The organism is Burkholderia sp. Bp9090 (assembly GCF_003857985.1).
Taxonomy (GTDB): Bacteria; Pseudomonadota; Gammaproteobacteria; order Burkholderiales; family Burkholderiaceae; genus Burkholderia.
The window spans coordinates 67549-91272 of record NZ_QTPV01000025.1 but is presented as its reverse complement, the minus strand read 5'-3'; the positions used below and the strand labels follow the sequence as shown (position 1 = coordinate 91272).

23 protein-coding genes and 1 riboswitch are annotated in these 23724 nt (G+C 68.7%); of the genes, 9 read left to right on the top strand and 14 right to left on the bottom strand.

Annotated features, from left to right (window positions below; genetic code table 11):
- The first annotated feature begins 17 nt into the window (after nt 1-17).
- From DIE16_RS22230 to DIE16_RS22220, 3 genes are all read left to right on the top strand, one after another.
- The gene (locus DIE16_RS22230) at nt 18-689 is read left to right on the top strand and encodes a heavy metal response regulator transcription factor (RefSeq protein ID WP_124893409.1); all 672 of its coding nucleotides are present in this window, start codon (nt 18-20) and stop codon (nt 687-689) included.
- Complete coding sequence (locus DIE16_RS22225; protein ID WP_124893408.1) at nt 686-2101, top strand: heavy metal sensor histidine kinase; 1416 nt, start codon at nt 686-688, stop codon at nt 2099-2101. Before DIE16_RS22230 ends, DIE16_RS22225 begins: the two co-directional genes overlap by 4 nt.
- Nucleotides 2102-2240: 139 nt before the next feature.
- Nucleotides 2241-2416: riboswitch (yybP-ykoY riboswitch) on the top strand.
- A gap of 73 nt (nt 2417-2489) precedes the next feature.
- Nucleotides 2490-3500, top strand: coding sequence for a sodium:calcium antiporter (locus DIE16_RS22220; RefSeq protein WP_124893407.1), 1011 nt, complete (start codon nt 2490-2492; stop codon nt 3498-3500).
- Nucleotides 3501-3641: 141 nt separating this feature from the next.
- Here DIE16_RS22220 and DIE16_RS22215 read toward each other — a convergent pair whose 3' ends face one another.
- The 6 genes from DIE16_RS22215 to gstA form a co-directional block, all read right to left on the bottom strand.
- Nucleotides 3642-4010, bottom strand: coding sequence for a copper-binding protein (locus tag DIE16_RS22215; protein ID WP_124487019.1), 369 nt, complete (start codon nt 4008-4010; stop codon nt 3642-3644).
- A complete protein-coding gene (locus tag DIE16_RS22210; RefSeq protein ID WP_124893406.1) occupies nt 4007-7213 on the bottom strand; it encodes an efflux RND transporter permease subunit in 3207 nt (1068 codons plus the stop codon). The genes DIE16_RS22215 and DIE16_RS22210 overlap by 4 nt, the downstream gene beginning before the upstream one ends.
- Nucleotides 7210-8724, bottom strand: a complete 1515-nt coding sequence (locus DIE16_RS22205; RefSeq protein ID WP_124893405.1) for an efflux RND transporter periplasmic adaptor subunit — start codon at nt 8722-8724, stop codon at nt 7210-7212. The genes DIE16_RS22210 and DIE16_RS22205 overlap by 4 nt, the downstream gene beginning before the upstream one ends.
- A gap of 11 nt (nt 8725-8735) precedes the next feature.
- Nucleotides 8736-10025 carry a TolC family protein gene (locus tag DIE16_RS22200; RefSeq protein WP_124893404.1) on the bottom strand — a complete coding sequence of 430 codons (1290 nt, stop codon included), beginning with the start codon at nt 10023-10025 and terminating at the stop codon, nt 8736-8738.
- A gap of 91 nt (nt 10026-10116) precedes the next feature.
- Complete coding sequence (locus DIE16_RS22195; RefSeq protein ID WP_124893403.1) at nt 10117-10497, bottom strand: hypothetical protein; 381 nt, start codon at nt 10495-10497, stop codon at nt 10117-10119.
- Nucleotides 10498-10583: 86 nt separating this feature from the next.
- Nucleotides 10584-11216 (bottom strand): glutathione transferase GstA, encoded by a 633-nt coding sequence (gene gstA, locus DIE16_RS22190; RefSeq protein WP_124893402.1) that lies wholly within the window; start codon nt 11214-11216, stop codon nt 10584-10586.
- Between the two features lie 135 nt (nt 11217-11351).
- On the opposite strand from gstA, the gene DIE16_RS22185 reads away from it, so the two are divergent.
- Nucleotides 11352-11708 (top strand): helix-turn-helix domain-containing protein, encoded by a 357-nt coding sequence (locus DIE16_RS22185; protein WP_124487024.1) that lies wholly within the window; start codon nt 11352-11354, stop codon nt 11706-11708.
- 21 nt (nt 11709-11729) lie between these two features.
- On the top strand, nt 11730-12098 hold the full coding sequence (locus DIE16_RS22180) for a hypothetical protein (RefSeq protein ID WP_044848306.1): 369 nt from the start codon (nt 11730-11732) through the stop codon (nt 12096-12098).
- 124 nt (nt 12099-12222) lie between these two features.
- Here the strand turns inward: DIE16_RS22180 and DIE16_RS22175 are convergent, their stop codons facing one another.
- From DIE16_RS22175 to DIE16_RS22165, 3 genes are all read right to left on the bottom strand, one after another.
- Complete coding sequence (locus tag DIE16_RS22175) at nt 12223-13143, bottom strand: LysR family transcriptional regulator (protein ID WP_044848305.1); 921 nt, start codon at nt 13141-13143, stop codon at nt 12223-12225.
- 135 nt (nt 13144-13278) lie between these two features.
- A complete protein-coding gene (locus tag DIE16_RS22170) occupies nt 13279-14739 on the bottom strand; it encodes an FAD-binding oxidoreductase (protein ID WP_124893401.1) in 1461 nt (486 codons plus the stop codon).
- 263 nt (nt 14740-15002) lie between these two features.
- Nucleotides 15003-15347, bottom strand: coding sequence for a cupin domain-containing protein (locus DIE16_RS22165; RefSeq protein ID WP_124487026.1), 345 nt, complete (start codon nt 15345-15347; stop codon nt 15003-15005).
- A gap of 198 nt (nt 15348-15545) precedes the next feature.
- Here DIE16_RS22165 and DIE16_RS22160 point away from each other — a divergent pair, with 198 nt between their 5' ends.
- From DIE16_RS22160 to DIE16_RS22150, 3 genes are all read left to right on the top strand, one after another.
- On the top strand, nt 15546-16454 hold the full coding sequence (locus tag DIE16_RS22160) for a helix-turn-helix transcriptional regulator (protein WP_260434425.1): 909 nt from the start codon (nt 15546-15548) through the stop codon (nt 16452-16454).
- A gap of 182 nt (nt 16455-16636) precedes the next feature.
- Entirely contained in the window at nt 16637-17587 is a 951-nt protein-coding gene (gene speB / locus DIE16_RS22155) for an agmatinase (RefSeq protein ID WP_044848300.1), read from the top strand.
- Between the two features lie 22 nt (nt 17588-17609).
- Nucleotides 17610-19091: an aldehyde dehydrogenase family protein gene (locus tag DIE16_RS22150; protein ID WP_124893400.1), complete on the top strand. Its 1482-nt coding sequence runs from the start codon at nt 17610-17612 to the stop codon at nt 19089-19091.
- Between the two features lie 126 nt (nt 19092-19217).
- On the opposite strand, the gene DIE16_RS22145 is transcribed toward DIE16_RS22150, so the two are convergent.
- Nucleotides 19218-19622: a nuclear transport factor 2 family protein gene (locus DIE16_RS22145; RefSeq protein ID WP_124893399.1), complete on the bottom strand. Its 405-nt coding sequence runs from the start codon at nt 19620-19622 to the stop codon at nt 19218-19220.
- Nucleotides 19623-20031: 409 nt separating this feature from the next.
- Between DIE16_RS22145 and DIE16_RS22140 the strand changes: the two genes are divergently transcribed.
- Nucleotides 20032-20622, top strand: a complete 591-nt coding sequence (locus tag DIE16_RS22140) for a GNAT family N-acetyltransferase (RefSeq protein ID WP_044848062.1) — start codon at nt 20032-20034, stop codon at nt 20620-20622.
- A 52-nt stretch (nt 20623-20674) separates the two neighbouring features.
- Here the strand turns inward: DIE16_RS22140 and tam are convergent, their stop codons facing one another.
- The 4 genes from tam to DIE16_RS22120 form a co-directional block, all read right to left on the bottom strand.
- Nucleotides 20675-21460: a trans-aconitate 2-methyltransferase gene (gene tam, locus DIE16_RS22135; protein ID WP_124893398.1), complete on the bottom strand. Its 786-nt coding sequence runs from the start codon at nt 21458-21460 to the stop codon at nt 20675-20677.
- A gap of 120 nt (nt 21461-21580) precedes the next feature.
- The gene (locus tag DIE16_RS22130; protein ID WP_044848060.1) at nt 21581-22015 is read right to left on the bottom strand and encodes a GNAT family N-acetyltransferase; all 435 of its coding nucleotides are present in this window, start codon (nt 22013-22015) and stop codon (nt 21581-21583) included.
- 87 nt (nt 22016-22102) lie between these two features.
- Nucleotides 22103-22303, bottom strand: a complete 201-nt coding sequence (locus DIE16_RS22125) for a hypothetical protein (RefSeq protein ID WP_124520828.1) — start codon at nt 22301-22303, stop codon at nt 22103-22105.
- A gap of 35 nt (nt 22304-22338) precedes the next feature.
- Nucleotides 22339-23658, bottom strand: coding sequence for a DUF3422 family protein (locus DIE16_RS22120; RefSeq protein WP_124487031.1), 1320 nt, complete (start codon nt 23656-23658; stop codon nt 22339-22341).
- Nucleotides 23659-23724 lie beyond the last annotated feature (66 nt).

The window sequence follows — 23724 nt, the reverse complement described above, 5'->3', positions numbered from 1 at the left end:
CCACGGCCTGCACCACCATGCGGATACTGATAGTCGAAGACGAACCCAAGATGGCGTCGTACCTCCGCAAGGGGCTGACGGAGGCGAGCTACACGGTCGACGTGGCCGAGAACGGCCAGGACGGGCTGTTCCACGCGCTGCACGAGGATTTCGATCTCGTCGTGCTCGACGTGATGCTGCCGGAACTGGACGGCTTCGAGGTGCTTCGGCGCCTGCGCGCGCAGAAGCAGACGCCGGTGCTGCTGCTGACGGCCCGGGAGGCGATCGAGGACAAGGTCACGGGGCTCGAACTGGGCGCCGACGATTACCTGCTCAAGCCATTCGCGTATGCGGAGTTCCTCGCCCGCATCCGCTCGCTGCTGCGCCGTGCGCCGCGCAATGCGCGCGAGATCCTGCAGGTCGCCGATCTGGAAGTCGACCTGATCAAGCGCCGCGTGCGGCGCGCCGACACCCGCATCGACCTGACCGCGCAGGAATTCGCGCTGCTGCAGCTGCTCGCGGAACGCGAGGGCGAGGTGCTGACGCGCACCTTCATCACGTCGCAGATCTGGGACATGAATTTCGACAGCGACACGAACGTCGTCGATGCGGCGATCAAGCGCCTGCGCGCGAAAATCGACAACGCGTACGAGAAGAAACTGATCCACACGATCCGCGGGATGGGCTACGTGCTCGAGGATCGCGCGTGACCGGCGGCCCCGCCCCCTATTCGCTGCTCCGGCGCCTGACGCTCGCGTTCGCGGCCGTGGCCGCGCTCGTGTTCGCGCTGACCGGCGCGTACCTGTATCGCTCGCTGTCCGCCGAATTGACCCGGCGCGACGACATCGAGATCGCCGGCAAGCTCGACCAGTTCCTGCAGCTCGCGCGGGCGAGCGGCTCGACCGCCTCCCTGCGCGCCGACCCGGCCGTCTTCCATGAAGTGCTGCTGTCGCATCCGGGCGTCTATCTCGGCATCTACGACGGCGCGAACCGCCCGCTCGTCGAACACACCGACGCAACCGGCCACACGCTTGCATCAGTGATCGCGCGGCCGCAGCCGGCCGGTGCCTCGCGCGCGGCCGCCAACCCGTTCACCTGCGCGCCGCCCGGCATCGGCCCGTCGCGCTGCGTGCGTGCACGCGCCACGCTGCCGTCGGGCGAAACCGTTCAGGTGGCGGTGGCGCGCACGGCGGCCGATCGCCAGTCGCTGCTCGAAAGCTATCGCGTCGACATCTGGCTCGCGGCCGCGCTCGGCGCGCTGCTGGTCGGCGCGCTCGGCTACGCGGTCGCGTCCCGCGGCCTGCGTCCGGTCGAGAGCCTCGGCCGGCAGACGTCGCGCATCGAGGCGCACAATCTCAACGCGCGTCTCGACGCACGCGGCGGCCCGGTCGAGTTGCGCGAGCTCGCCACCTCGGTCAACCGGATGCTCGACCGGCTCGAGCGCGCGTTCGTGCGGCTGTCGCAGTTCTCGTCCGACCTCGCGCACGACATGCGCACGCCGCTCGCGAACGTGATCAGCGCGTCGCAGGTCACGCTGTCGCGCGCGCGCACCACCGAGGAATACGAAGCGCTGATCGATTCGAACATCGAGGAATGCGAACGGCTGCAGCGGATGATCGAGAACATGCTGTTTCTCGCGCGCACGGACAACGCGCGGCAGCACCTGAAGACCGCCGAACTCGACGCCGGCAACGAACTGCGCCGGCTCGCGTCGTATTTCCAGGCGCTGGCCGACGAGGCCGGCGTGCGGCTCGACGTGCGCGGCGAAGCGCCGGTCGTCGCGGACGCGACGCTGTTCCGCCGCGCCGTCAGCAACCTCGCGTCGAACGCGCTCGAACACTCGGAAGCCGGGTCGACGATCGAGCTGGCCGTCTCGACCCGGCCCGGCTTCGCGGTCGTCGAAGTCACGAACCGCGGCGTGGCGATTCCGCCCGAACAGATCGAGCGGATCTTCGAGCGCTTCTACCGGATCGATTCGTCGCGGCACGGCGCGGCGCGCAACGCGGGGCTCGGGCTCGCGATCGTCAAGTCGATCGTCGAACTGCACCGCGGCAAGGTCGAGGTCGTGAGCCAGGGCGGACGCACGACGTTCGCGCTGTATTTCCCGGCCGGCGCTGCGTGACACGCGCGTGACGCCGCCGCGCGCGCACACCGATTGCTTCCTGGAATTGCATGTGCGTCCGTCGGAAGGCGGCTTACCATCCCGAATGAAGCGGCATGACCGCACACGCTTGCCGAAAGCGGCCGGCTCGGCTAGACTGCCCTTCGTCTTTGGGGAGTAGCCTGCTTTCCATCCCCGGAAAGCGAATGCGTCAACACACTCGGCCTGCGGCCGTGGCGTATTCGGCCGTATCGGTCTGGCGAGACCATCGACGCATCGCGTCGTTCCTGGTCGGACGTCGGCAGATGCGTCATGGTTCGTCCACGTCCGACCACGGAGTCCCCATGTTCCTCCTGGCTTCCCTCTCGCGTTTCACCACTGCCCGCCTGCCTGCCTGCGGAGGTGCCGCATGACCTTGATGCTCGTCGAACTGGCGTTCATGCTGATCGTCATCCTGGTCGCGGCCGAACTCTTCACGAATGCGCTCGAACATCTCGGCGAACGGCTGAAGATTTCCGAAGGCGTGACCGGTTCGCTGTTCGCCGCCGTCGGCACCGCGCTACCCGAAACGATGGTGCCGCTGCTCGCGCTCGCGGGCGGCACGTCGAACGCGGCGGTCAACGAGGAGATCGGCGTCGGAGCGATTCTGGGCGCGCCGCTGATGCTCGCGACGCTGACGACCTTCCTGATGACGCTCGCCGTGATCCGCTCGCGCGGACTGACCGGCACGATCTCGCCCGAGCGGACCGGCTTCGTGCGCGACCTGAACTACTTCATCGCCGCATTCGCGCTCGCCACCGTCGCGATGTTCGTCCCGCATCACGTGTGGGCGGTCCGCGCGCTGCTCGCCGCGATGCTGGTCGGCGTCTACGTGATGTACGTCGTGATGACGTTCCGCGCGTCGACCCGGCTCGTCGATGCCGGGCACGGCACCGAGGCGCCGCACGCGATGTTCCTGTCGCGCGTCGGGCTGCCGACCAACCTCGCGACCATCGCGCTGCAGCTCGCGCTCGGCGTCGCGCTGCTCGTCGGCGGGGCGAAGGGCTTCATCCACGGCGTCGAAGGCGTGTCGCACCTGCTCGGTATTTCCGCGCTGCTGCTGTCGCTGATCATCGTGCCGATCGCGACCGAGTTGCCGGAAAAGGTCAACAGCGTGCTGTGGATCCGCCGCAAGAAGGACACGCTCGCGTTCGGCAACATCACCGGCGCGATGGTGTTCCAGGGCACGCTGCTGCCGGCGATCGGCATCATGCTGACGCCGTGGGAGCCGCGCCCCGAAGTGCTGACCGGCGTGGTCATCACGCTCGCGGCGGCGGTCTGGCTGCGTGTCAATGCACGTGCGCGCGGGCTCGCGATCTGGGCGCTGCTGGCGAACGGGGCCGGGTATGTCGGCTATCTGTTCGTGACGCTGACGCGCTGAAGACGCTGAATGCACTGAACACGCTCGACGGCGCGGATCGGACGCGTCGCCCGACAGGCGCACGCCCGAACGCTGCCGTCGTCACCGCACTGCGCTTGACGGCGCTCGCGGCGGGCGGCCATGCCACCCGCTTCCCCGCGCTTACGACGCCTTCACGAGCCTGACGATCGTCAGCGTGCCGTTGACGTTCTCGACGCGGACCTTCACCTTGTCACCCGCATGGACCTCGGCGAGCATGGCCGCGTCCTTCGCCTTGAACGCCATCGTCATCGGCGGCATTCCGACGTTCTCGAGCGCGCCGTGCTTCAGCGTGATCTTGCCGCTCGCGGCATCGACCTTCTTCACTTCGGCATCGGTCAGCGCGGCGTGCGACTCGGCCGCACCGCCCGACGACATCTTCATGCCGGACATGTCCATGCCCGGCATGTCGCCCGCGGCCAGCGCGGGAACAGCGAACACGCCGGTCGCGAAAACGGCAGTGGCGGTGGCGATCAATTGATTCATCTTCATCGAGACTCTCCAGTGGGGGTGGACGGCACGTTCATGCCGTGAGGAACTGCATCGGATTGCCGCTGACGGCTCGCGCCTCGCGCACGACGGCGCTGCAGCAGAAGCCACGCGGCGGGAATGACGAACATCGACAGCAGCGGCGCGGTGATCATGCCGCCGACCATCGGCGCGGCGATGCGCTGCATCACTTCGGAGCCGGCGCCGTGTCCGACCATGATCGGCACGAGGCCGGCCAGCACGACGGCGACCGTCATCGCTTTCGGCCGCACGCGCAGCACCGCGCCTTCGCGAATCGCGTCGAGCAGCACGGCATCGGTCAGCGGCGCGCCGGCGTCGAGGCGGCGCTGCAGCGCGCCCTTCAGGTACAGCAGCATCACGACGCCGAACTCGGCGGCCACGCCCGCCAGCGCGATGAAGCCCACCGACGTCGCGACCGACACCGCGTGGCCCAACGCCCAGACGAGCCAGAAGCCGCCGATCAGCGCGAACGGCACCGTGGACATCAGCAGCAGCGCATCGGCCGCGGAGCCGAACGTGACGAACAGCAGCACGAAGATCACGACGAGTGTCACCGGCACCACGGTGCGCAGCGTCGCCGCCGCGCGTTCGAGATACTCGAACTGTCCCGACCACGCGATCGAATAGCCGGGCGGCAATGCGACCTGTTGCGCAACGACCTGCCGCATCGCACGGACTGCCGTACTCAGATCGGTGCCGCGGATATCGACGTACACATAGCCGGACAGCCGCGCGTTCTCGCTGCGGATCATCGGCGGCCCGTCGGCGATCGCGATGCGCGCGACGTCGCCGAGGCGGATCTGCGCGCCGCGCGCGGTGACGACCGGCAGTTGCCGCAGGTTCTCGAGCGAATCGCGGAGCTCGCGCGGATAGCGCAGGTTGATCGGGAACCGCTCGCGCCCCGCGATCACTTCGCCGACATCCTCGCCGCCGATCGCCGACGACACCACCGACTGGATGTCGGCCACCGACAGCCCATAGCGCGCGGCCGCGAGCCGGTCGACGTCGACGTCGAGGTAGCGGCCGCCGTTCAGCCGTTCCGCGAGCGCCGACGTGACGCCCGGTACCTGTTTCACCGCCGCCTCGACCTGCGTCGCGATCGCGTCGATCCCCGCCAGGTCCGGCCCGGAAATCTTCACGCCGACCGGCGTCTTGATGCCGGTGGAGAGCATGTCGAGCCGGTTGCGGATCGGCGGCACCCACACGTTCGACAGGCCCGGCACCTTCACCGTGCGATCGAGTTCGTCGACGAGCTTCTCCGGCGTCATCCCCGGCCGCCATGCGCTGCGCGGCTTGAAGCGGATCGTCGTTTCGAACATCTCGAGCGGCGCGGGATCGGTCGCCGTATCCGCGCGCCCCGACTTGCCGAACACCGTGTCGACCTCGGGCACGGTCTTGATCAGCCGGTCGGTCTGCTGCAGCAGTTCGCTCGCCTTGTCGGCCGAGATGCCCGGCAGCGCGGTCGGCATGTACAGCAGATCGCCTTCGTCGAGCGGCGGCATGAACTCGCCGCCGAGACGCGACAACGGCACGGCCGTCAGCAACAGCGCGGCGATCGCGACGCCGATCGCGCGCCACGGGCGCCGCAGCGTCGCTTCGAGCAGCGGCCGGTACACGCGGGTCAGCACGCGGTTGATCGGGTTCGCGTGCTCGGGCGGAATGCGGCCGCGCACGAGATACCCCATCAGCACCGGCACCAGCGTCACCGACAGCGCGGCCGCGGCGGCGATCGTGTAGGTCTTCGTGAACGCGAGCGGCGCGAACAGTTTGCCTTCCTGACCTTCGAGCGAAAACACCGGCACGAACGACAGCGTGATGATCAACAGCGAGAAAAACAGCGCCGGCCCGACCTCCGCGGCCGACGTCGCGACGAGTTCCCAGCGCCGCGCCGACGTGATCGGCTCGCCGGGATGCGCGTGGCCGTATGCCTCCAGATGCTTGTGCGCGTTCTCGATCATCACGATCGCCGCATCGATCATCGCGCCGATCGCGATCGCGATGCCGCCCAGCGACATCAGGTTCGCGTTCACGCCCTGGTAGCGCATCACGATGAACGCGGCGAGCACGCCGAGCGGCAGCGACAGGATCGCGACGAACGCGCTGCGCAGGTGGAACAGGAACACCGCGCAGACGATCCCGACGATCACGAACTCCTCGATCAGCTTGTCGCGGAGGTTGTCCACCGCGCGCTCGATCAATTGCGAGCGGTCGTAGGTCGTGACGATGTCGACGCCGGGCGGCAGCGATCGCTTCAGGTCGGCGAGCTTCACCTTCACCGCGTCGATCGTCGTCAGCGCGTTCTTGCCCGAGCGCATCACGACGACGCCGCCCGCCACCTCGCCCTGCCCGTCCAGCTCCGCGATCCCGCGCCGCATCGCCGGGCCGACCTGGATGCGCGCGACGTCGCCGAGCAGCACCGGTGTGCCCGCGTCGTCGGTGCGCAGCACCACGTGCCGGAAGTCGTCGAGCGTGCGCAGGTAGGCGGACGAACGCACCATGTACTCCGACTCGGCCAGCTCGACGACCGCGCCGCCCGATGCCTGGTTGGCCTTGCCGAGCGCGTCCGCGACCGCCGCCTGCGTGATGCCGTACGCGCGCAGCTTGTCCGGATCGAGCACGACCTGGTACTGGCGCACCATCCCGCCGACGCTCGCCACTTCCGACACGTCCGGCACGGCCTTCAGCTCGAACTTCAGGAACCAGTCATTGAGCGCACGCAGTTGCCCGAGGTCGTGACGGCCGGTGCGATCGACGAGTGCGTACTCGTACACCCAGCCGACCCCGGTCGCATCCGGCCCGAGCGACACGGTCGCGCCCGCGGGCAGGCGGCTCTGCACCTGGCTCAGGTATTCGAGCACGCGCGAACGCGCCCAATACGGGTCGGTGTGGTCGTCGAACAGCACGTAGACGAACGCGTCGCCGAACGACGAGTACGCGCGCACGGTCTTCGCGCCCGGCACGCCGAGCAGCGTCGTCGTCAGCGGATAGGTGACCTGGTCCTCGACGACCTGCGGCGCCTTGCCCGGATACGACGCCTTGACGATCACCTGCGTGTCCGACAGGTCGGGCAGCGCATCGAGCGGCGTCTGCCGCAGCGCATGCGCGCCCCACGCCGCGATCAGCACGGTGGCGAGCAGCACCAGGAAGCGGTTGCGGACGGACCAGCGAATCACGTGCGCGATCATCGCGTGCCTCCCTGCGGCTCGACCTTCGTCAGCCGGTAGCCGTCCTCGCGCTGCACGAACGCGAAACGCACCGTCTGGCCAGCCTTCACGTCCGGGAACGCGTGTGCCGACGGCTTGCCGAACGCCATCGTCATCGCGCCCCAGCCGAGTGCCGGCACCGGCTGGTGCGAGAACGTGATGTCGTCGTCGGTGACTTGCTCGACCTTGCCGGTGGTTTCGTACACCGGCGCGGCCGCGGCGGCCGGCGCTTGCGCGGCGCTCGCGCCCGCCGCGCCTTCCAGCCGCGGCAGCACGCTTTTCAGGCTCGCTTCCGAATCGATCAGGAACTGCCCCGATGCGACGACCATATCGCCTTCGCTCAACCCGTCGAGCACTTCCGTGTCGCCGCCGACGTCGTTGCCCACCGTCACCGGCACAGGCCGGAGCCGGCCGTCGCCCGTCTTCACGATGACGATCGTGCGCTTGCCGGTCGCGATCACCGCTTCGGACGGCACCAGCAGGCGCGACACCGCCTTCCGCGCCGCGACATGCACGCGCATCAGCATGCCGGGCGTGAGCCTGAGCGCCGCATTGTCGACCTCCACGCGCGCCTGCAGCGTGCGGCTGCCCGTACTGATGCCGGGCAGCACTTCGCGGATGCGGCCGGTGAAGTGCCGCGCCGGATCGCCCGCGAACGTCGCGTCGACCGCCATCCCCGGCTGCACGTTCAGCGCGAGCGCTTCCGGCACCTCGACGATGAGCCAGAGCGTCGACAGCCCGGCGATCTTCGCGAGCGTCTGTCCCGGCGCGACCATCGCGCCGTCCCGCACGTTCAGTTCGCTGACGACGCCGGTTTCCGGCGCGCTCAGCACGACGTGCGTCTGCGCGCGGCCGGTGCGATCGAGCGCGGCGATCATCGCGCCGGGCATCGACAGCGCACGCATCCGCGCGCGCGACGCATCGAGCAGGCTGCCGTCCATCCCGCCCCGCTTGAGCGCGAGATATTCCTCCTGCGGCGCGAGCCATTCCGGCACGAACAGCGACGCGATCGGCGCGCCCTTTTCGATGCGCTGCATCGGCGCCCGTGCGTAGAGCCGGTCGATGTAGCCGGTGACGCGCGACTGCACGACGTCCGCGCGCGATTCGTCGAATTGCGTGGTGCCCACCGCATCGAAACCGTCCGCCGTCTGCTGCCGGCGCACGGTCGCATAGCGGATGCCGAGGTTCTGCTGCAGGCCCGGATCGATCCGGACGCCCCGTGCATCGCCGCCCTCGTCCGCATAGACGGGCTGCAGTTGCATGTCCATGAACGGCGATTTCCCCGGTTTGTCGAAGTGCTGGTTCGGCACCATCGGGTCGTGCCAGTACAGCACCTTGCGTCCTGCCTGCGAATCGGGCGTGCCTGCCGCCGCGACGGCAGCCGTTGCCGCGCCGCCCGATGCATGGCGCATGCCCGCGACATAACCCGCGCCGAGCAGCGCCGCGCCCGCGCATGCCAGCAGCACCGCACGCGCCAGTGATTGCTTCGTCATGAGGTTCTCCTTCATTGCGCGGCGGCCATCGTCGACGGCACGACCTGATATTCGAGCTGTGCCCAGGTCCGCGACACGTCGCGTCCGAGCTCGAGCACCTGCAACTGCGCGTCCAGTTGCGCGCGCCGGGCGGCGAACGTGTCGGCGAGCGAACCGGTGCCGGCCCGGTAGGCGGCCGTGGCGAGCTGCACGCGCTGCCCGGCGGCGGGCAACAGCGATTCGCGCAGGGTCGCGAGGCGTTCGCGGCCGCTTGCCAGCGTTTCGGACTGCGTACGGATATCGGCTTGCACCTGACGCAGCGTGTCCTCGTACATCAGGCGCGCCTTCGTCGCGAGCGCGGCTTTTTCGGCGACGTCGCGGTTCTGCCGGTTCTTGCGATCGAGCGGCAACGGGATCGTGACGCCGACGGACACCATGTTCGAATACGCGCCGCCGCGCTGCTGGTACGCGATCTCCCACGTCCAGTTCGGGCTGCGCTCGCTGTCGGCCACCGCGGCGTCGGCCTCGGCGACCGCGATGTCGTCCGCGGCGGCGACGAGCGCCGGTTGCGACACGCGCAGTTCGTCCGGCGGCAACGACGCCACGAAGGATTCGGACGCGGGCGGCGTGCCCGTCACATCCGTGACGGGCGCAGCCGTCCAGCGGCCGAGCGCGATGAGTGCGGTGCGATAGGCCTGCCGCGCGTCGAGCACCTGATCCTGCGTTTGCGCCAGCATCGCGCGAGCCTGGACGACTTCGCCCGCGCTCGCCTTCGCGCCGCGATACGACGCCTGCGTCGCGTCGAGCTCATGCCGCATGTGATCGAGCAGCGCCTGGCGAAGCGCGAGCGCCTGCTTCGCGTAGATGGCGTCGAGCCAGGCCGCGGCGGTCCGCTGGCGCACCGTGGCCAGCTGCACGAGATAGTCCGCGCGTTCGCGGCCGACTCGCTCGTCGGCCAGCGCGGCGCGCAACCGCCGCTTGTCGCCGGACACCCATTCCTGCTCGATGCCGATGCGGCGCATCGTCATGAAGTCCTGGCCGACGGTGAAGCGCTGCCCGCCGTTGACCGGCAGGTTGTCGATGCCGGCCTTGAGCATCGGGTCCGGCAGCTGGCCGGCCCTGACTGCCGCTTCCGAACTCGCGCGCACCGAAGCCTGCGCGGCCTGCATCGACGCGGAATGTTCGGTGGCGGACTGCAGCGCGGCGTCCAGCGTGACGGGCGACTGCTGCGCATGGACGCCCGCCGCCAGCAGCGCCGCCCAAAGCACGGGCGCGCGCCGGCACGCACGCCGCATGCGCGGCGTGCAGAAATCGAATGACATGGTGTAACCCCAAGTCGGAACCCGAATGGATTCCACGTCCCGAACACGGGACGAACCTCACCGCCTCGGCGGTGAACCGGTCAAATCGGGATCAGCTGATGCGGGGCGGGCGCCACAACCCGTTCGGGTCGCGGATCGGGACGGACTGCGCGTAGTGGAAGACGATCGTGCTGGCGAATGCAGCGGGATGGCTCACGTCGGCGCGGGCGGCCGGGTGATAGAGACTGCCGAACTGGCATTGGGCCGTCACCTTGCAGGCCATGCCCTTCGCTTTGGCCTTCGTGGTGTCGGTGGGCGACGCTTTCATCGAATCGCAGCCGCTCATGTCGGCGGACATGCTCATGCCCGCGTTCGCTTCCATCGACATCGTGTGCTGCATCGGACATTCACCGGTCAAGCCGCTGGCTGCCAGCCCGCTGATGGGCAGCACCGCGCAAAGCAGCAGCAGGATGAAGGTCCGAAGCAGTTTCATGGCGGCGATTATAGCGCGGCGGTTTGCGGTATGGCGCGGCGACGTGAGCGGCTTCTTACGGTGTCCGGCGCCGCCCCCAAAACGCGCTAGCGTGCCAGCCTGTCCGCGGCGAGCACCTGCTGCACGGCCGGCCGCGCCCGCACCCGCTCGTACCACGCGCGCAGGTTCGCATGGCGGCTCAGGTCGATGTCCGCGTTGTACACCGAGCGCATCCAGTCGGCCTTGCCCCAGCCCGTCAGCGCGAACAGGTATGCATCGGCGATCGTGAACGTATCGCCCGTCACGTACGGGTTGCCGTCGAGCTGCCGGTCGATCCACGCAAAGCGGCTGTCGAGCTTCTGCCGCACCGGGTCGACGTATTGCCCCGCCTGCACCGCGTAAAGCAGCGGGATGAAGCCCTTGTGGATCTCGGTGCCGAGGAAGTTCAGCCATTCCATCAGCCGGTAGCGGGCGAGCGTGCCGTACGCGGGCGCGAGCCGCGCTTCGGGGCGCCGGTCCGCGAGATACTGCGCGATCACCGGTCCTTCGCGCAGCATCGTGCCGTCGTCGAGTTCGAGCAGCGGCACGCAGCCGAGTTCGGTCACATCGTAGTAATTGCGTCCGTCTTCAATGACGTGTTTGCGCGCGTCGACCTTGATGACCTGCGCGTCGATGCCGCTTTCGCGCAGCACGATGCAGATGGCCTGCGAACAGCTGCCGGGAGCGTGATAAAGCTTCATGCGTTTCCTTGATTGGGTGGTTCGACTATCGATTCGCCGCGACGCGGGCGCTAATATCTCGCATCGGCGCGGCGCTGAGAAGAAGGCAGTCGTTTGTGCCGTAGTCACAAAAAAGTTACCGACAGGGTCAGCGGCATGAAGACGAGTGCGACAGGATGTTCCGTGGAAGAAGCGATGCGCATGCTCGGCGGCCGCTGGCGGCTGCTGCTCGTGTCGTATCTGCTCGACGGGCCGAAGCGCTTCAGCGACCTGCGCCGCGACATGCCCGGCATCTCGCAGCGGATGCTGACGCTCGATCTGCGCGCGCTCGAGGACGCCGGCTTCGTGCGGCGCACCGTGTATCCGGAGGTGCCGGTGCGCGTCGAGTACGATCTGACCGCGGACGGCGACCGGCTGCGGCCCGTCGTCGAGGTCATGCGCGCATTCGGGCTGTGGCTGAAGGCGCGCGATGCGCATTGCGAGGTCGACGCGCAAGCCGCGCTGCCCCGATAACCCCTTACCGAGAGAAACATCATGGAACTACACGCTACCGTCGGCGCGGCCACGTCCGATGTCGACGACGACGAAAGCTTCGCGAACATCTATTGCCACGACGCGGCGCAGAACTATTGCTTCTCGCTGCTGCGCTTTCCGGAGGAAACGTCGATCGAGGTGATGGTGCTCGACCAGCTCACCGCGCACGTGAACGACCTGTCGGTGCGCCTCACGGGCGACACGCTCGACGTCGAACTCGACGAGCGCACCGCCGCGCGGCTCGACGGCAACACGCATTACGTGATTCATCTTGCGCCCGGCGAACACGATCCCGTCGCGCTGCGCGCCGCGCTGAAGGAAATCTTCGACGGCAAGAGCGGATATCGCGACGACAGCGCAAGCGCGTAACGCGACCCGCCCGATACGCGTTCACATCCCGCGCGTTCGCCCGCCGCCCGCGACACGCGTTTCGCGATTCCTGCCGCTGCGCCTCGCGCCTGCGGGGGCGGCGCGACCTCGCGGGCGGCACGCGCTATGCAGCCAGCGCGGCCGCCTTGATGTTGAACGCGCGCAGCAAGTCCTCGCGGAACGCATCGACGATCGGCTTGCCGCTCGCGTTGCGCTTCATCGCGAGATGCAGCGGCACATCGAAGCCGAACGTCGCACGGCCGACGGCCTTCACGAGCCCACGCTGCTCGAACGGCTCCGCGTAATGCGCGGGCAGGTAGCCGAGATGGCCGCCCGACAGGATCAGGATCGTCGCGGCCTCGATGCTGTCCGCGCTCGCGGTCACGCGCCGCTCCGGCAGCGGACACTGTTCCTCCGGCACCGGATAGGTACGCCACACCCAGTCGTGCGCCTGCAGGTCGTCCATCGACACCGGCCGCGACACATGGAACAGCGGATGGCCGCGACCGCAGTAGATCACCTGCTCCTCGGTAAACAACGGCGTGTAGTCGAGTCCCGGCACGCGATGCCAGAAATACCCGATCGCGAAATCGAGCTGGTTGTTGACGAGGCCCTCCTCGAGTTCCTGCGGCGATGCGACCTTCATCGAGAACGTGACGGCCTGGTCGCGCTTGCGGAACGTGCCGATCGCGTCGGCGACGCGCGCGTTCTCGACGAGCGGCGCCTGCCCGATCAGCCCGATCGACAACGTGCCGACCAGCTTGCGGTCGATGTCGCGCACGCGCGCGACGAACTCCGACGTCGCCGCGACCAGCGTGCGCGCCGTGGCCGCGAAGCGTTCGCCCTTCGATGTCAGCCGAAAGCCGCCGCGACCGCGGTCGCACAGCTTGAAGCCGACACGCGCTTCCAGCGCGGAGAGCTGCGTGCTGATGGTCGACTGCCGCACGCCGAGCGATGCCTCGGCGGCCGTGATGCCGCGTGCGTCGACGACGGCCAGGAAGACCCGGATGAGCCGGAGATCGAGATCGGTGGTATTCGAAAACATGCTTCAAGCCGCTGCGCTTCTCGCGCGTTGCCGGGCCGGCACGACACCGGCCGCCCGCGCCGATGAACCTGACCGGACGCGCGCCGTCATCGGCAACGGCACGCGCCATACCCGTCGTTCGTGAACGACCGGCGCTTACATCGGGAAGCCCATCGCCTTGAGCCCGTTGATCCACGCGCGCTTCCAGCCGCCTTCGGCGTCCGCGCCGTCGAACGCGTGGAACGTGATCTTCGCGGCGACCCAGCGCATCGGCTCGGGCGGGATGTAGCTCGGGCTCTGGTTCGCGATGTCGAGCTTGCGCTCCGGGCTGTCGCGGTCGAACAGGATGTTCAGCCCCATGAACGCGCCGAACCGGCTCGCCGCGACGCCGAAGCCCGTGTAGCCGGCGACGAACACGGCCTTGCCGCCGAGATAGCGCTTCGCGAACACCGAGCCGCGCGAGCAGTAGTCGATCGGGCCGCCCCACGCGTGCGAGAAGCGCACGTCGGCGAGTTGCGGGAAGGTCCGGTAGAACGCCTCCGCGAGCCGGTAGTAGGTTTCGCGCCGGCCGTCCTGGTGCGGTTCCGGGTCGCCGTCGAAGTGATAGCTGACCAGCCCGCCGAAGATGATGCTGTTGTTCTTCGTCAACCGGAAATAGTTGAGCTGCGTGCGCGTGTCGTACACGCCCTGGCGGTTCTTCCAGCCGATCCGCGCGAGCTGTTCGTCAGTGAGCGGCTCGGTCGCGAGCACGTGATCGCGCACCTGCATCACGCGGCGATTGATATCCGGAATGCCAACCTTTGCGGTGCCGCTGCCGAACACGACACGCGGCGCGCGCACGCTGCCCTTCGGCGTCGTCACGTACACGGTGCCGCCTTCGTCGGTGACGGTCGTGAGCGGCGTGTACTCGTACAGCTTCACGCCGAGCGACAGCGCCGCGCGCTTGAGCCCCCACGCGAGCTTCGCCGGATGCACGATGCCGCTGCGGTTGCGCGACCACAGCGCGCCCGCGAACAGCGGCGAGTTCAGTTGCTCGAGCGTTTCCTCGCGGTTCAGCAGCACGACGTCGTGCCCGTATTCGCGATGCAGGTCGTAGTCGCCCTTCAGGTGCGCGAGGTGCCCGGGGTCCACCGCGACCGTCATCTCGCCGTTCCACTCGATGTCGGCGTCGATGGCGTAGCGCTTCAGCGTGTCCTCGAAGCCGTCGAGGTTGTGGTGGCCGAATGCCTCGAGCTGCGCGATGTCGTTCGGGAACACGCGCACCGCGTTCGGCAGCCCGTGCATCACCGACGTCGAGATGATCCCGCCAGCGCGGCCCGACGCGCCGTGCGCGACCTTGCCGGCCTCGATCAGCACCACGTTCAGGTGCGGCATCTGTTCCTTCGCCTGCACGGCCGTCCACAGCCCGGTGAAGCCGCCGCCGACGACCAGCAGGTCGGCCGTCACGTCGCCGACGAGTTCCGGCTCGGCGGCCGGCGCGGCCGGGTTGTCGAGCCAGTACGGGAACAGTTTCGTATTCGCGAGCGCCTCGGCGGCGCCCAGTGCGACCGGCGCGTGACGCGCGGCGTGCGCGTGAGCCGGTGCGGCTTGTGTTGCTTCGTTGACTTCCATTTCCATGATCCCAGCCATCCCACCTGATCGCGGCCCGCGCGTGCGATGCGTGCACGGCGTGCCGAATTCGCCGAATTCAGCGATTGCGCCGATTACTTCTATCGCCGCGGTTGCCTCGGTCGCGCCGACGGCGACGATCGGCGCGATGCACCGCAAGCCGCGACGCGCGCCTTCGACACCCGCGCGACGGACGTCGCCTGCAGTCGATCGAAAACGCCGCCGCCGGGCCTCGCGTCAACCTGACGACGACGCCACGGCGGCCGCTCACATCACGACTTCTCGAGCAGCACGTAGAACTTCTTCGCGTCCTCGATCGTTTCCCAGCGGCCCGCGAAACCGGCCGGCAGCAGGTAGCCCTGGCCCGGCGTGAATTCCTTGCGGTTGCCTTCGACATCGGTCAGCGCGATCCGGCCCTCGACGAGCCACACCGCTTCGTCCGCCGCGGTTTCCGGGAACTCCACGGAGCCGACCTTGCCTTCCCACCAGCCGATGAGGTAGCTGCCGCTCTTGCCTTCGGCCGCGCGCCAATCGCTTTCGTCCATCCCGAAGTCGAGCTTCGTGAATTCGCCCACGCCTGCGCCCAGCGGCAGGATGTCCTTGATCAGTTTGGTCATTTGAATCTTTCGTCTCTCGATTGAAAAAAGCAGAGACAAAGTTACTCATTTACACTGCCCCGGTATGCCCCCCTGCGGGGGGGACAAACCGCGTTTTCCGCGGCGCGCAGGGTCGCAGGACTCCGTACCGTATTTCCCCCTAATGACGTTTTTGACTTCGGACGCTAGAATCGCCGCCGCTTTTCACCGGGGAACCGCATGCTGCTCAACGTGAACCCCTTCCACCGCGACACCGACCGCTTCAACGTGTCGTTCAAGGCGCTGGGCGAGCTGATCGAGACGGTCGGCACGCCGCACTTCGTGCCGCGTCTCACGCAACTGCTGAACGACGTCGTGCCGCTCGACGTCGCGCACGTCGAGCGCTCGCGCGTCGACGGCACGATGCCCACCGGCTACCGCTGCGAATGGATCGGCAGCAGCGGCATCGGCACCGCGACCGCCGACATCTCCGACGTGATGACGCTCTACTACGAGCGCTTTCTCGACAGCGACCCGCTGTTCGCGGGGCTGCGCGGCAAGACGGGCACGATGCTGGTCGTGCGCGACATCGCGGCGATCCCGCCCGGCGAATTCCGCCAGCGGCTGTTCGACGACGTGCATATCGCCCATGAATGCGTGCTCGCGCGCGGCACCCGCTATGCGCAGCATTCGATCGCGCTGGAACGCGGCCGCGACCGCCCGCCGTTCACGCTCGCCGAAATGAACCGCTTTCGCAGCATCAGCGACGTGCTGTTCCCGCTGCTCGAGCTGCACGCATCGACCACCGCCGCGCGGCGCATCGCGCACCCGACGCCCGACGTGCATCCGCTCGCGCAGTTCGACGTGAGGGTCGCGGCCGACGGCGTGAAGCTGTCGAAGCGCGAATACGAAACCTGCAAGCACCTGATCTCCGGCAAGACCGTGCCGGAAACCGCCGACATCCTCGGCGTGCGCGTCGCGTCGGCCGAGTCGTACGTGAAGCGTGCGTTCGCGAAGCTCGGGGTGCGCACGAAGCGCGAACTGGCTGCGTGGGGCTCGGCCGTGCCGGCGTTTCCTGCGGCCGCAACGCGTGACCACGTAGGCAACGACGGCGACGACGCCGGCACACCGCCCGCGATCGCCGGCTGATCCGGCCGCGCGTCGACGGCCGCCCGCCGCCGGTCGCCCGCAGCCGGTCGCGCCGCGTCGATGCGGCGGCGCCGTTCGCATCGAGACCCGTCGATGTAAACGTTGCGACTTCAAGATCTTCGCGCCCGCGTTCTCCTCTACCATCGGCCGATCGCTTTTCACCATAAAGAGGAGACGGCCCCATGCACCGCGAACTGAACCAGCCGATGGGCGGCAACGAGATGCCGCGCTTTGGCGGCATCGCCACGATGATGCGCCTGCCGCAGGCCGACACGACCGACGGCCTCGACGTGTGCTTCGTCGGCGTGCCGCTCGACCTCGGCACGTCGAACCGCTCGGGTTCGCGCTTCGGCCCGCGCCAGATCCGCACCGAATCCGTGCTGCTGCGCCCGTACAACATGGCCACGCGCGCGGCGCCGTTCGATTCGCTGCAGGTCGCCGACATCGGCGACGTCGCGACCAACCCTTATGACCTGAAGGATTCGGTGCGCCGCATCGAGCACGCGTATGACGAGATCGTCGCGCACGGCTGCCGGCCGATCACGCTCGGCGGCGACCACACGATCGCGTGGCCGATCCTACGCGCGCTGCACAGGAAATACGGCAAGGTCGCCGTGGTGCACGTCGACGCGCACGCGGACGTGAACGACACGATGTTCGGCGAGAAGATCGCGCACGGCACGCCGTTCCGCCGCGCGGTGGAAGACGGCCTGCTGCAATGCGACAAGGTCACGCAGATCGGCCTGCGCGGCACCGGCTATCACGCGGACGATTTCGACTGGTGCCGCCAGCAGGGCTTCACCGTCGTGCAGGCGGAGGAATGCTGGAACCGGTCGCTCGCGCCGCTGATGGCGCAGGTGCGCGAACGCGTCGGCGACACGCCGGTGTATCTCAGCTTCGACATCGACGGTCTCGATCCGTCGTTCGCGCCCGGCACCGGCACGCCGGAAATCGGCGGCCTGTCGGTGCAGCAGGGTCTCGAGATCATTCGCGGGATGAAGGGGCTGAACATCGTCGGCGCGGATCTCGTCGAAGTGTCGCCGCCGTACGATCCGACCGGCACCACCGCGCTCGTCGGCGCGAACCTCGCATTCGAGATGCTCTGCGTGATGCCGGGCGTCGCCTACCGCTAATCCGATCGACAGGAACACGTTCATGTCCACCGCCGAGCTTTCCCCTTCCGCCGCGGCCATCGTGCTGCCCGCCGCGCGCATCGCCGGCCAGCCCGTGCGCACGCATTCCGACGAAGCCGGCGCGCCGATCTTCGATGCGTCGACCGGCGCGACGATCGGCTGGCAGGAATTCGCGACGGCCGCGCACGTCGACGCCGCGGTCCGCGCCGCGCGCGACGCGTTCGCCGGCTGGCGCGACACGCCGCCCGCCGAGCGCGGCCGCCTGCTCGCGACGATCGCCGAGCGCGTCGAAGCCGACCGCGAGCGGCTCGCGGCGCTGCAGATGCAGGTGAGCGGCAAGCCGCCTTTCGAGGCCGAAGCCGACGTCGGCGATGTCGCCGCGACGTTCGCGTATTACGCGACGCTGTGCGGGAACCCGGCGCTGTTCGAGGCCGAGCCCGTCGCGTTGCCGAGCGACACCGTCGCGGCCGAGCGCTTCCACGACGCGCTCGGCGTCGCCGCGCTGATCGTGCCGTGGAACTTCCCGATGGTCACGACCGCGTGGAAGCTCGCGCCCGCGCTCGCGGCCGGCTGCACGGTCGTGCTGAAGCCGTCCGAACTGACGTCGCCGGCCGAGCACGCGCTGCTCGACCTGATCGCCGAAGCCGGCGTGCCGGACGGCGTCGTCAACGTCGTGAACGGCGGCGCCGAGGTCGGCGCGGCGCTGACCTCGCATCCGCTGATCGACAAGATCTCGTTTACCGGCAGCACGGCCGCCGGCCGCAAGGTCATGCGGGCCGCGGCCGAGGACATGAAGCGCGTGACGCTCGAACTCGGCGGCAAGTCGTCGCTGATCGTGCGCGACGACGCCGATCTCGACGCCGCGGTGTCGCTCGCGGTCGCCGGCGCCTTCACGAACGCGGGCCAGATGTGCTCGGCCACCGCGCGCATCCTCGTGCACGACAGCCTCTATCGCAGCTTCATGGCCGCGTTCGAGACGGCCGTGCGCGCGCTCGTCGTCGCGCCGCCTGCCACCGCGGAGGTCGCGATGGGGCCGATGATCTCGGCCGCGCACCGCACGCGCGTCGAGGCGATGCTCGCGCAAGGCGTCGCGGCGGGCGCGCGCGTCGCGTTCAGCGGGCGCGTCGCCGAAGCCGGCGGCAACGGCTTCTTCATGGCGCCCGTCGTGGTCGCGGAGCCGCCCGCCGACAACCTGCTGTGGACCGACGAGGTGTTCGGCCCGATCGCGTGCGTGAAGTCGTTCCGTACCGACGACGAGGCGATCGCGCTCGCGAACGACACGCGCTACGGGCTCGTCGCGACCGTCGTGACGCGCGACGCGGAAGTCGCGAAGCAGTTTCAGGCACGCGTGCGTGCCGGACTCGTGTGGATCAACGCGCCGCAACTCATCTACCCGCATGTGTGCTGGGGCGGCTTCGGGCTCAGCGGGATCGGCCGCGAACTCGGCGTGACGGGCCTGCGCAGCTACCAGGAACTGCGCCACGCGATGCGCGCGATCGATTGACCTGCGCGGCCGTTCAGGCCGCCGGCGGCACCATCCCCGGCGGGCCGGCGCGGCACCGCGGGCCATGCCGGCCGCGCGGGATGCCGAAGCCGCCGGGCACAGCGGCCCGGCGCATCTTCAGCACCGTCACCGTCGATGCGCGGCCGCTTCGGCCTCCGTATCGTGATACTCGACGAACGCCGCGATCTTCCCGCTTTCGATCGTGAGCAGGTGCACCCAGTCGTCCTCGTAAGTGCGCCCGGTCGAATGGACACGCCAGCGTTGCGTGCCGAGCACGACGACCCGGTTGCCGCTCGCGATGAACTCGAGCGGCTCGAAGCGTTCCGCGGTCTGCGTCGACGCAAGCGCCGCGAAGAACGCCGCGACCGCCTGCGGCCCATGTCGTCTGCCGACGAACGGAACGACGTCGGCCGGCCCCGGGATGAACCAGTCGACGCTGTAGGACAGCGTCTGCAGAATGCCCTCGATATCCGCGCGGCCGAACGCCGCGTATGCCTGCTGCACGAGTTGCACGTTGTCTTGCTCGCTCATCGCCCCCTCCCGTCATCGCAGGTTCGCCGCGTCGCGGCGCGGAATTCCGGCCGCGGACAATTCAGCATAGTCGAACCGCGAGGCGGCCCCCATGAGGGTCTCCGGCAATCGGGCCGTGTGGATTCCGTATGAGCAATCCGTTGCGTGGTCGCATCGCCCTGCCAAATGAAGCAATGCGCCGACGAATACGCGGCATGGCCGGGATCGGCGCTCCGCCACGAGACGAGATGCGGATGAGTCCGCGCCGATATCCCGCATAATCGGGCGTTGAGCGCCGCCGCGGGAAGAGACATCGTGCGAGCGCATCAATTCAAAACAGGTACGGGTGCGATCCGGCTCTCGCTGCAAGGCGGCGGCGGCCGCCCCGGGGGAAGACCAGGCAATCCCGCTGAAGACAGGACACCGACACATGGACCGAGCCGAGCACATCAGCATCGAACAGGCGGTCGATCTGCCCGCCGACGAACTGAACGGATGCGACTTTTCGTTCGAGATCGCGTGGGAGCTGAATGCGCCGTACCAGGATCTGCTCGATTTGCGCGCGCTGCCCGTGCAGCGCAAGGACTACGGCTTCGATCCGGCCGGCTGGGCGCGCGAGGCGTCCGGCGGCACCGCGCTGTTCCGCGCGAGCGCGGGCGGGCGCCTCGCGGGATTCGTCGCGATCACCGAAAGCTGGAACGGGATGGCGGAGATCGCGGAACTCGCGGTCGATCGCAGTTGCCGGCGGCAGGGGATCGGCCAGTTCCTGCTCGCGGCCGCGGAAGCGTGGGCGCGCAGCCGCGGATTCGGCTTCATGCGGCTCGAAACGCAGGCGAACAACGTCGCGGCCTGCTGCACGTACGCGCGGGCGGGCTTCGTCGTGGGCGGCCACGACCGCTTCCTGTACGCCGACGGCGCGAACGACGGGGAAGTCGCCCTCTTCTGGTACAAGGATCTGCGCGACGGGCAAAGCGCGAAGAGCCGGACGGTCGATCCGGAATCGATGCGGCCGCTGTCCTGACCGACGACCCGCCGCCGCCCGCTCCGGTCCTGCTTGCGCCCCTGCTTTCGCCTTACTTCCGCGTCGCGACGATGAACAGGCGCGGGAACGGCAGCAGCACGGTGCCGTCGTCGAGCAACGGGTAGCCATCCGGACCGGCGAGCGCATCGCGATAGCGCGCGACGAACGCGTCGCGTTCGCCTTCATCGAGTGCCGCGAGGAACGGCCGCAGCGCGCTGCCCTTGAACCATTCGACGACCGCGTCGGCGCCGCCGCGCAGCGGATGGTAGTAGGTCGTGCGCCAGACATCCACCCGCGAACACGACGGCGACAGCAGCGCGTAGTAATACCGCGCGTCGAACCGCTCGGTGCGCGCCGCGCCTTTGAGCTTGTCCGCCCAGGGCCCGCCCGCGGCGACCGCGCGCATCAGCCGGTGCGCGGGTTCGTCGAGGTTGTCGGGCATCTGCACCGCGAGATGGCCGCCCGGCGCGAGCCGGCCGACGAGCGACGGAAACAGCGTGTCGTGCGCCGGCACCCATTGCAGCACCGCGTTCGACAGGATCAGGTCGTAGCCGCCCGGATCGTCCCACGTGGAGACATCCGCGAGATCGAAACGCAGCGCGGGCAGGCGCTTGCGCGCGGCCGCGATCATGTCCGGCGACGCGTCGATCCCGCGCACCGTCGCGTCGGGTGCACGCGCGATCAGCGCTTCGGTCGAATTGCCGGGCCCGCAGCCGATGTCGAGCGCGGTATGGATCGGCGTGTCCGGCACGGCGGCCAGCAGGTCGCGGACAGGCCGCGTGCGTTCGTCTTCGAATCGCACGTACTGTCTGGCGTATTGATCGAGTGGCGTTGTCACGATATGCCTCCGGGTCGGCGTGGACGGCGTCGCGCTACCCGTCGCCGTCGATGCAGCACATGCTGCGATCCCGCCGGTCTTCGGTAGCGGCGCCGGCGCGGTGACGTCAGGCTACCTCGCTCAAAGCGTCTTGACCATGAACACGCGCGCCGTCCCTTCCGGCTCGCACGGCACCTCGCCGAACGCCTCGTAACCGTGCTTCCGGTAGAAGTCCGGCGCCTGGAACGTAATCGTGTACAGCACCGCGCGGGCACACCCGCGCCGCTTCGCTTCCGCTTCGGCCTCGCGCAGCAGCCGGCTGCCGAAACCGCCGCCACGCAGCGATTCCGGCAGGTAAAAGAGGTCGATGAAGAAGAGGCCCAGCGACGTCCGGCCGGTGAGGCCGCCCACGACCTCGCCGGTCGCGGGATCGGTCACGTAGACGTCGAGCGCCGCCGTGTCGGATCGGCCCGTCATCGCGTGGTTGAACTCGCCGAGCTTGCGGCTGATGAGGTCGCGCGCGGCCGGCTGCTCGATGTCGGTCAGTTGAAGCGAAACGGCGGGATGCGCGTTCATGGCGTGAAGGTGTACGTGAAGGGGCCGCCGGGCCTGCAGCGCCCACGGCGGACGTCGTGAATCGACGCGGCGCGGAACGACCAGGCGTCAGTTGTACCCGAGAATCGCCACCGCCGCGACATCCGGCCGATCGATCGTGCTGCCGACGAGCGACGTCATCGGCTCCTGCAGCACGGCCTGATACGACGTCACGCGCACCTCTTCCGGCGCGCCGGCGTCATCCCGAACGGGTTCGTCGAATGCGTCGTAGCCGGTGAAAAAAACCGCTTGCGATTGCGTAAAAGTCATCTCCACTCCTTTCGATATGTCGTCGATGTTCTGATTCAATTTGCCTGTTTCAACGCCGCCGCTTGCACGGCTGCGCCGCCATGCGCGGCCTCCGACCGCGCGAGCTGCGCGCGCGTGCGCCGCGTGATGTGAATCACCGCGAACACGACCGGCGCGATCAACAGGCCTTCCGCCAGTTCGGGATCGACCGGCAGGTTCATCACGTGCAGCGCCTTGAACGCCGCGGTCGCGAGCGACAGCACGTAGTACGAAATGGCCGCCACCGACAGCCCTTCGACCGCGTGCTGCAGATGCAGCTGGTTGCGCGCGGTGCGCTCCATGCCCGCCAGCAAGCGCGTGACGTCCTTTTCCTGCGCGAGATTCACACGCGTGCGCAGCAGGTCGACCGCGCGCGCGATCCGCGCGGCGATCTGCTCGTGACGCGCCCACACGCTGCGGCAGGTTTCCATCGCCGGCGCGAAGCGCCGCTCCATGAACTCCGCGATCGTCGGCATCCCTTCGATGCGCTCCTCGCGCAGCTCGTGGATGCGCGCCAGCACGAGCTTTTCGTAAGCACGCGACGCGCTGAAGCGGCCGCCGGACCCCGACAGCGCTTCGACCCGCACCGCGAGATGCGTGAGCTTCACGAGCAAGGCCGCGTCGTCGCCGTCGGCGCCGCCCGCGTCCATCCGCTGCATCAGCGCATGCAGCGCCGCGTGGATCTCGTCGAGCTCGCGGCTCATGCGCCGTGCGACCGGCAACGCGAGCAGCGCCATCATCCGGTACGTCTCGATTTCATGGAGGCGTTGCAGCAGGCGGCCGCCCTGCTCCTCGCGGAAATCCTCGTCGACGACGAGAAAGCGCATGAAGCCGTCGTCGCGCACATGCCAGTCGCAGAACACCTTGCCGCCGCCGAGCACATTGCTGCCGACGAGCGCGGGCCCGTCGATCCAGCGGCGCAGGTCGCCGCACACGAGCCGCGCGGCATCGCCCGACAGCAACTCCATGCGCACCGCGACGAAGCGGATGCCCGCGAGCCGTGCGAACCAGGCGGCCGGGATCCCTTCGATCGCGAGATCGTCGAAATAGCCGGTGTCGCGGCGCGGCGCGACGAACGTGAAGGTCGAGAATTCGGTGTGGCGCTCCCACTTCAGGTACCAGCCGCCCGGCGATTGCACCGCGTAGTGGGTCGCGCCGTCCTGCGGCGCGGCAATGCCGGTGTCGCGGCACAGCGCGTGCAGCAGCGTTTCGTGGATGTCGGGCTGGCCGTCCGCGTAGATCGCGTAGTGCGTGAGCGACACGGCCTCGGCGAGCCGCAGGAACGGCCGCGCATGCAATTCCGCGGCCAGTGCGGCACGCAATGGATGATCCATCATCGGTACACCACTCTTCCCTGTTCGGCGCTGCGTGCCGGGCACGCCGGCGTGATCGCCGCACCGCAT

Coding starts and splice junctions, on each gene's coding strand:
- DIE16_RS22230 (WP_124893409.1), top strand. CDS start 18: ATGCGGATACTGATAGTCGAAGACGAACCCAAGATGGCGTCGTACCTC.
- DIE16_RS22220 (WP_124893407.1), top strand. CDS start 2,490: ATGACCTTGATGCTCGTCGAACTGGCGTTCATGCTGATCGTCATCCTG.
- DIE16_RS22215 (WP_124487019.1), bottom strand. CDS start 4,010: ATGAAGATGAATCAATTGATCGCCACCGCCACTGCCGTTTTCGCGACC.
- DIE16_RS22210 (WP_124893406.1), bottom strand. CDS start 7,213: ATGATCGCGCACGTGATTCGCTGGTCCGTCCGCAACCGCTTCCTGGTG.
- DIE16_RS22205 (WP_124893405.1), bottom strand. CDS start 8,724: ATGACGAAGCAATCACTGGCGCGTGCGGTGCTGCTGGCATGCGCGGGC.
- DIE16_RS22200 (WP_124893404.1), bottom strand. CDS start 10,025: ATGTCATTCGATTTCTGCACGCCGCGCATGCGGCGTGCGTGCCGGCGC.
- DIE16_RS22195 (WP_124893403.1), bottom strand. CDS start 10,497: ATGAAACTGCTTCGGACCTTCATCCTGCTGCTGCTTTGCGCGGTGCTG.
- gstA (WP_124893402.1), bottom strand. CDS start 11,216: ATGAAGCTTTATCACGCTCCCGGCAGCTGTTCGCAGGCCATCTGCATC.
- DIE16_RS22185 (WP_124487024.1), top strand. CDS start 11,352: ATGAAGACGAGTGCGACAGGATGTTCCGTGGAAGAAGCGATGCGCATG.
- DIE16_RS22180 (WP_044848306.1), top strand. CDS start 11,730: ATGGAACTACACGCTACCGTCGGCGCGGCCACGTCCGATGTCGACGAC.
- DIE16_RS22175 (WP_044848305.1), bottom strand. CDS start 13,143: ATGTTTTCGAATACCACCGATCTCGATCTCCGGCTCATCCGGGTCTTC.
- DIE16_RS22170 (WP_124893401.1), bottom strand. CDS start 14,739: ATGGAAATGGAAGTCAACGAAGCAACACAAGCCGCACCGGCTCACGCG.
- DIE16_RS22165 (WP_124487026.1), bottom strand. CDS start 15,347: ATGACCAAACTGATCAAGGACATCCTGCCGCTGGGCGCAGGCGTGGGC.
- DIE16_RS22160 (WP_260434425.1), top strand. CDS start 15,546: ATGCTGCTCAACGTGAACCCCTTCCACCGCGACACCGACCGCTTCAAC.
- speB (WP_044848300.1), top strand. CDS start 16,637: ATGCACCGCGAACTGAACCAGCCGATGGGCGGCAACGAGATGCCGCGC.
- DIE16_RS22150 (WP_124893400.1), top strand. CDS start 17,610: ATGTCCACCGCCGAGCTTTCCCCTTCCGCCGCGGCCATCGTGCTGCCC.
- DIE16_RS22145 (WP_124893399.1), bottom strand. CDS start 19,622: ATGAGCGAGCAAGACAACGTGCAACTCGTGCAGCAGGCATACGCGGCG.
- DIE16_RS22140 (WP_044848062.1), top strand. CDS start 20,032: ATGGACCGAGCCGAGCACATCAGCATCGAACAGGCGGTCGATCTGCCC.
- DIE16_RS22130 (WP_044848060.1), bottom strand. CDS start 22,015: ATGAACGCGCATCCCGCCGTTTCGCTTCAACTGACCGACATCGAGCAG.
- DIE16_RS22125 (WP_124520828.1), bottom strand. CDS start 22,303: ATGACTTTTACGCAATCGCAAGCGGTTTTTTTCACCGGCTACGACGCA.
- DIE16_RS22120 (WP_124487031.1), bottom strand. CDS start 23,658: ATGATGGATCATCCATTGCGTGCCGCACTGGCCGCGGAATTGCATGCG.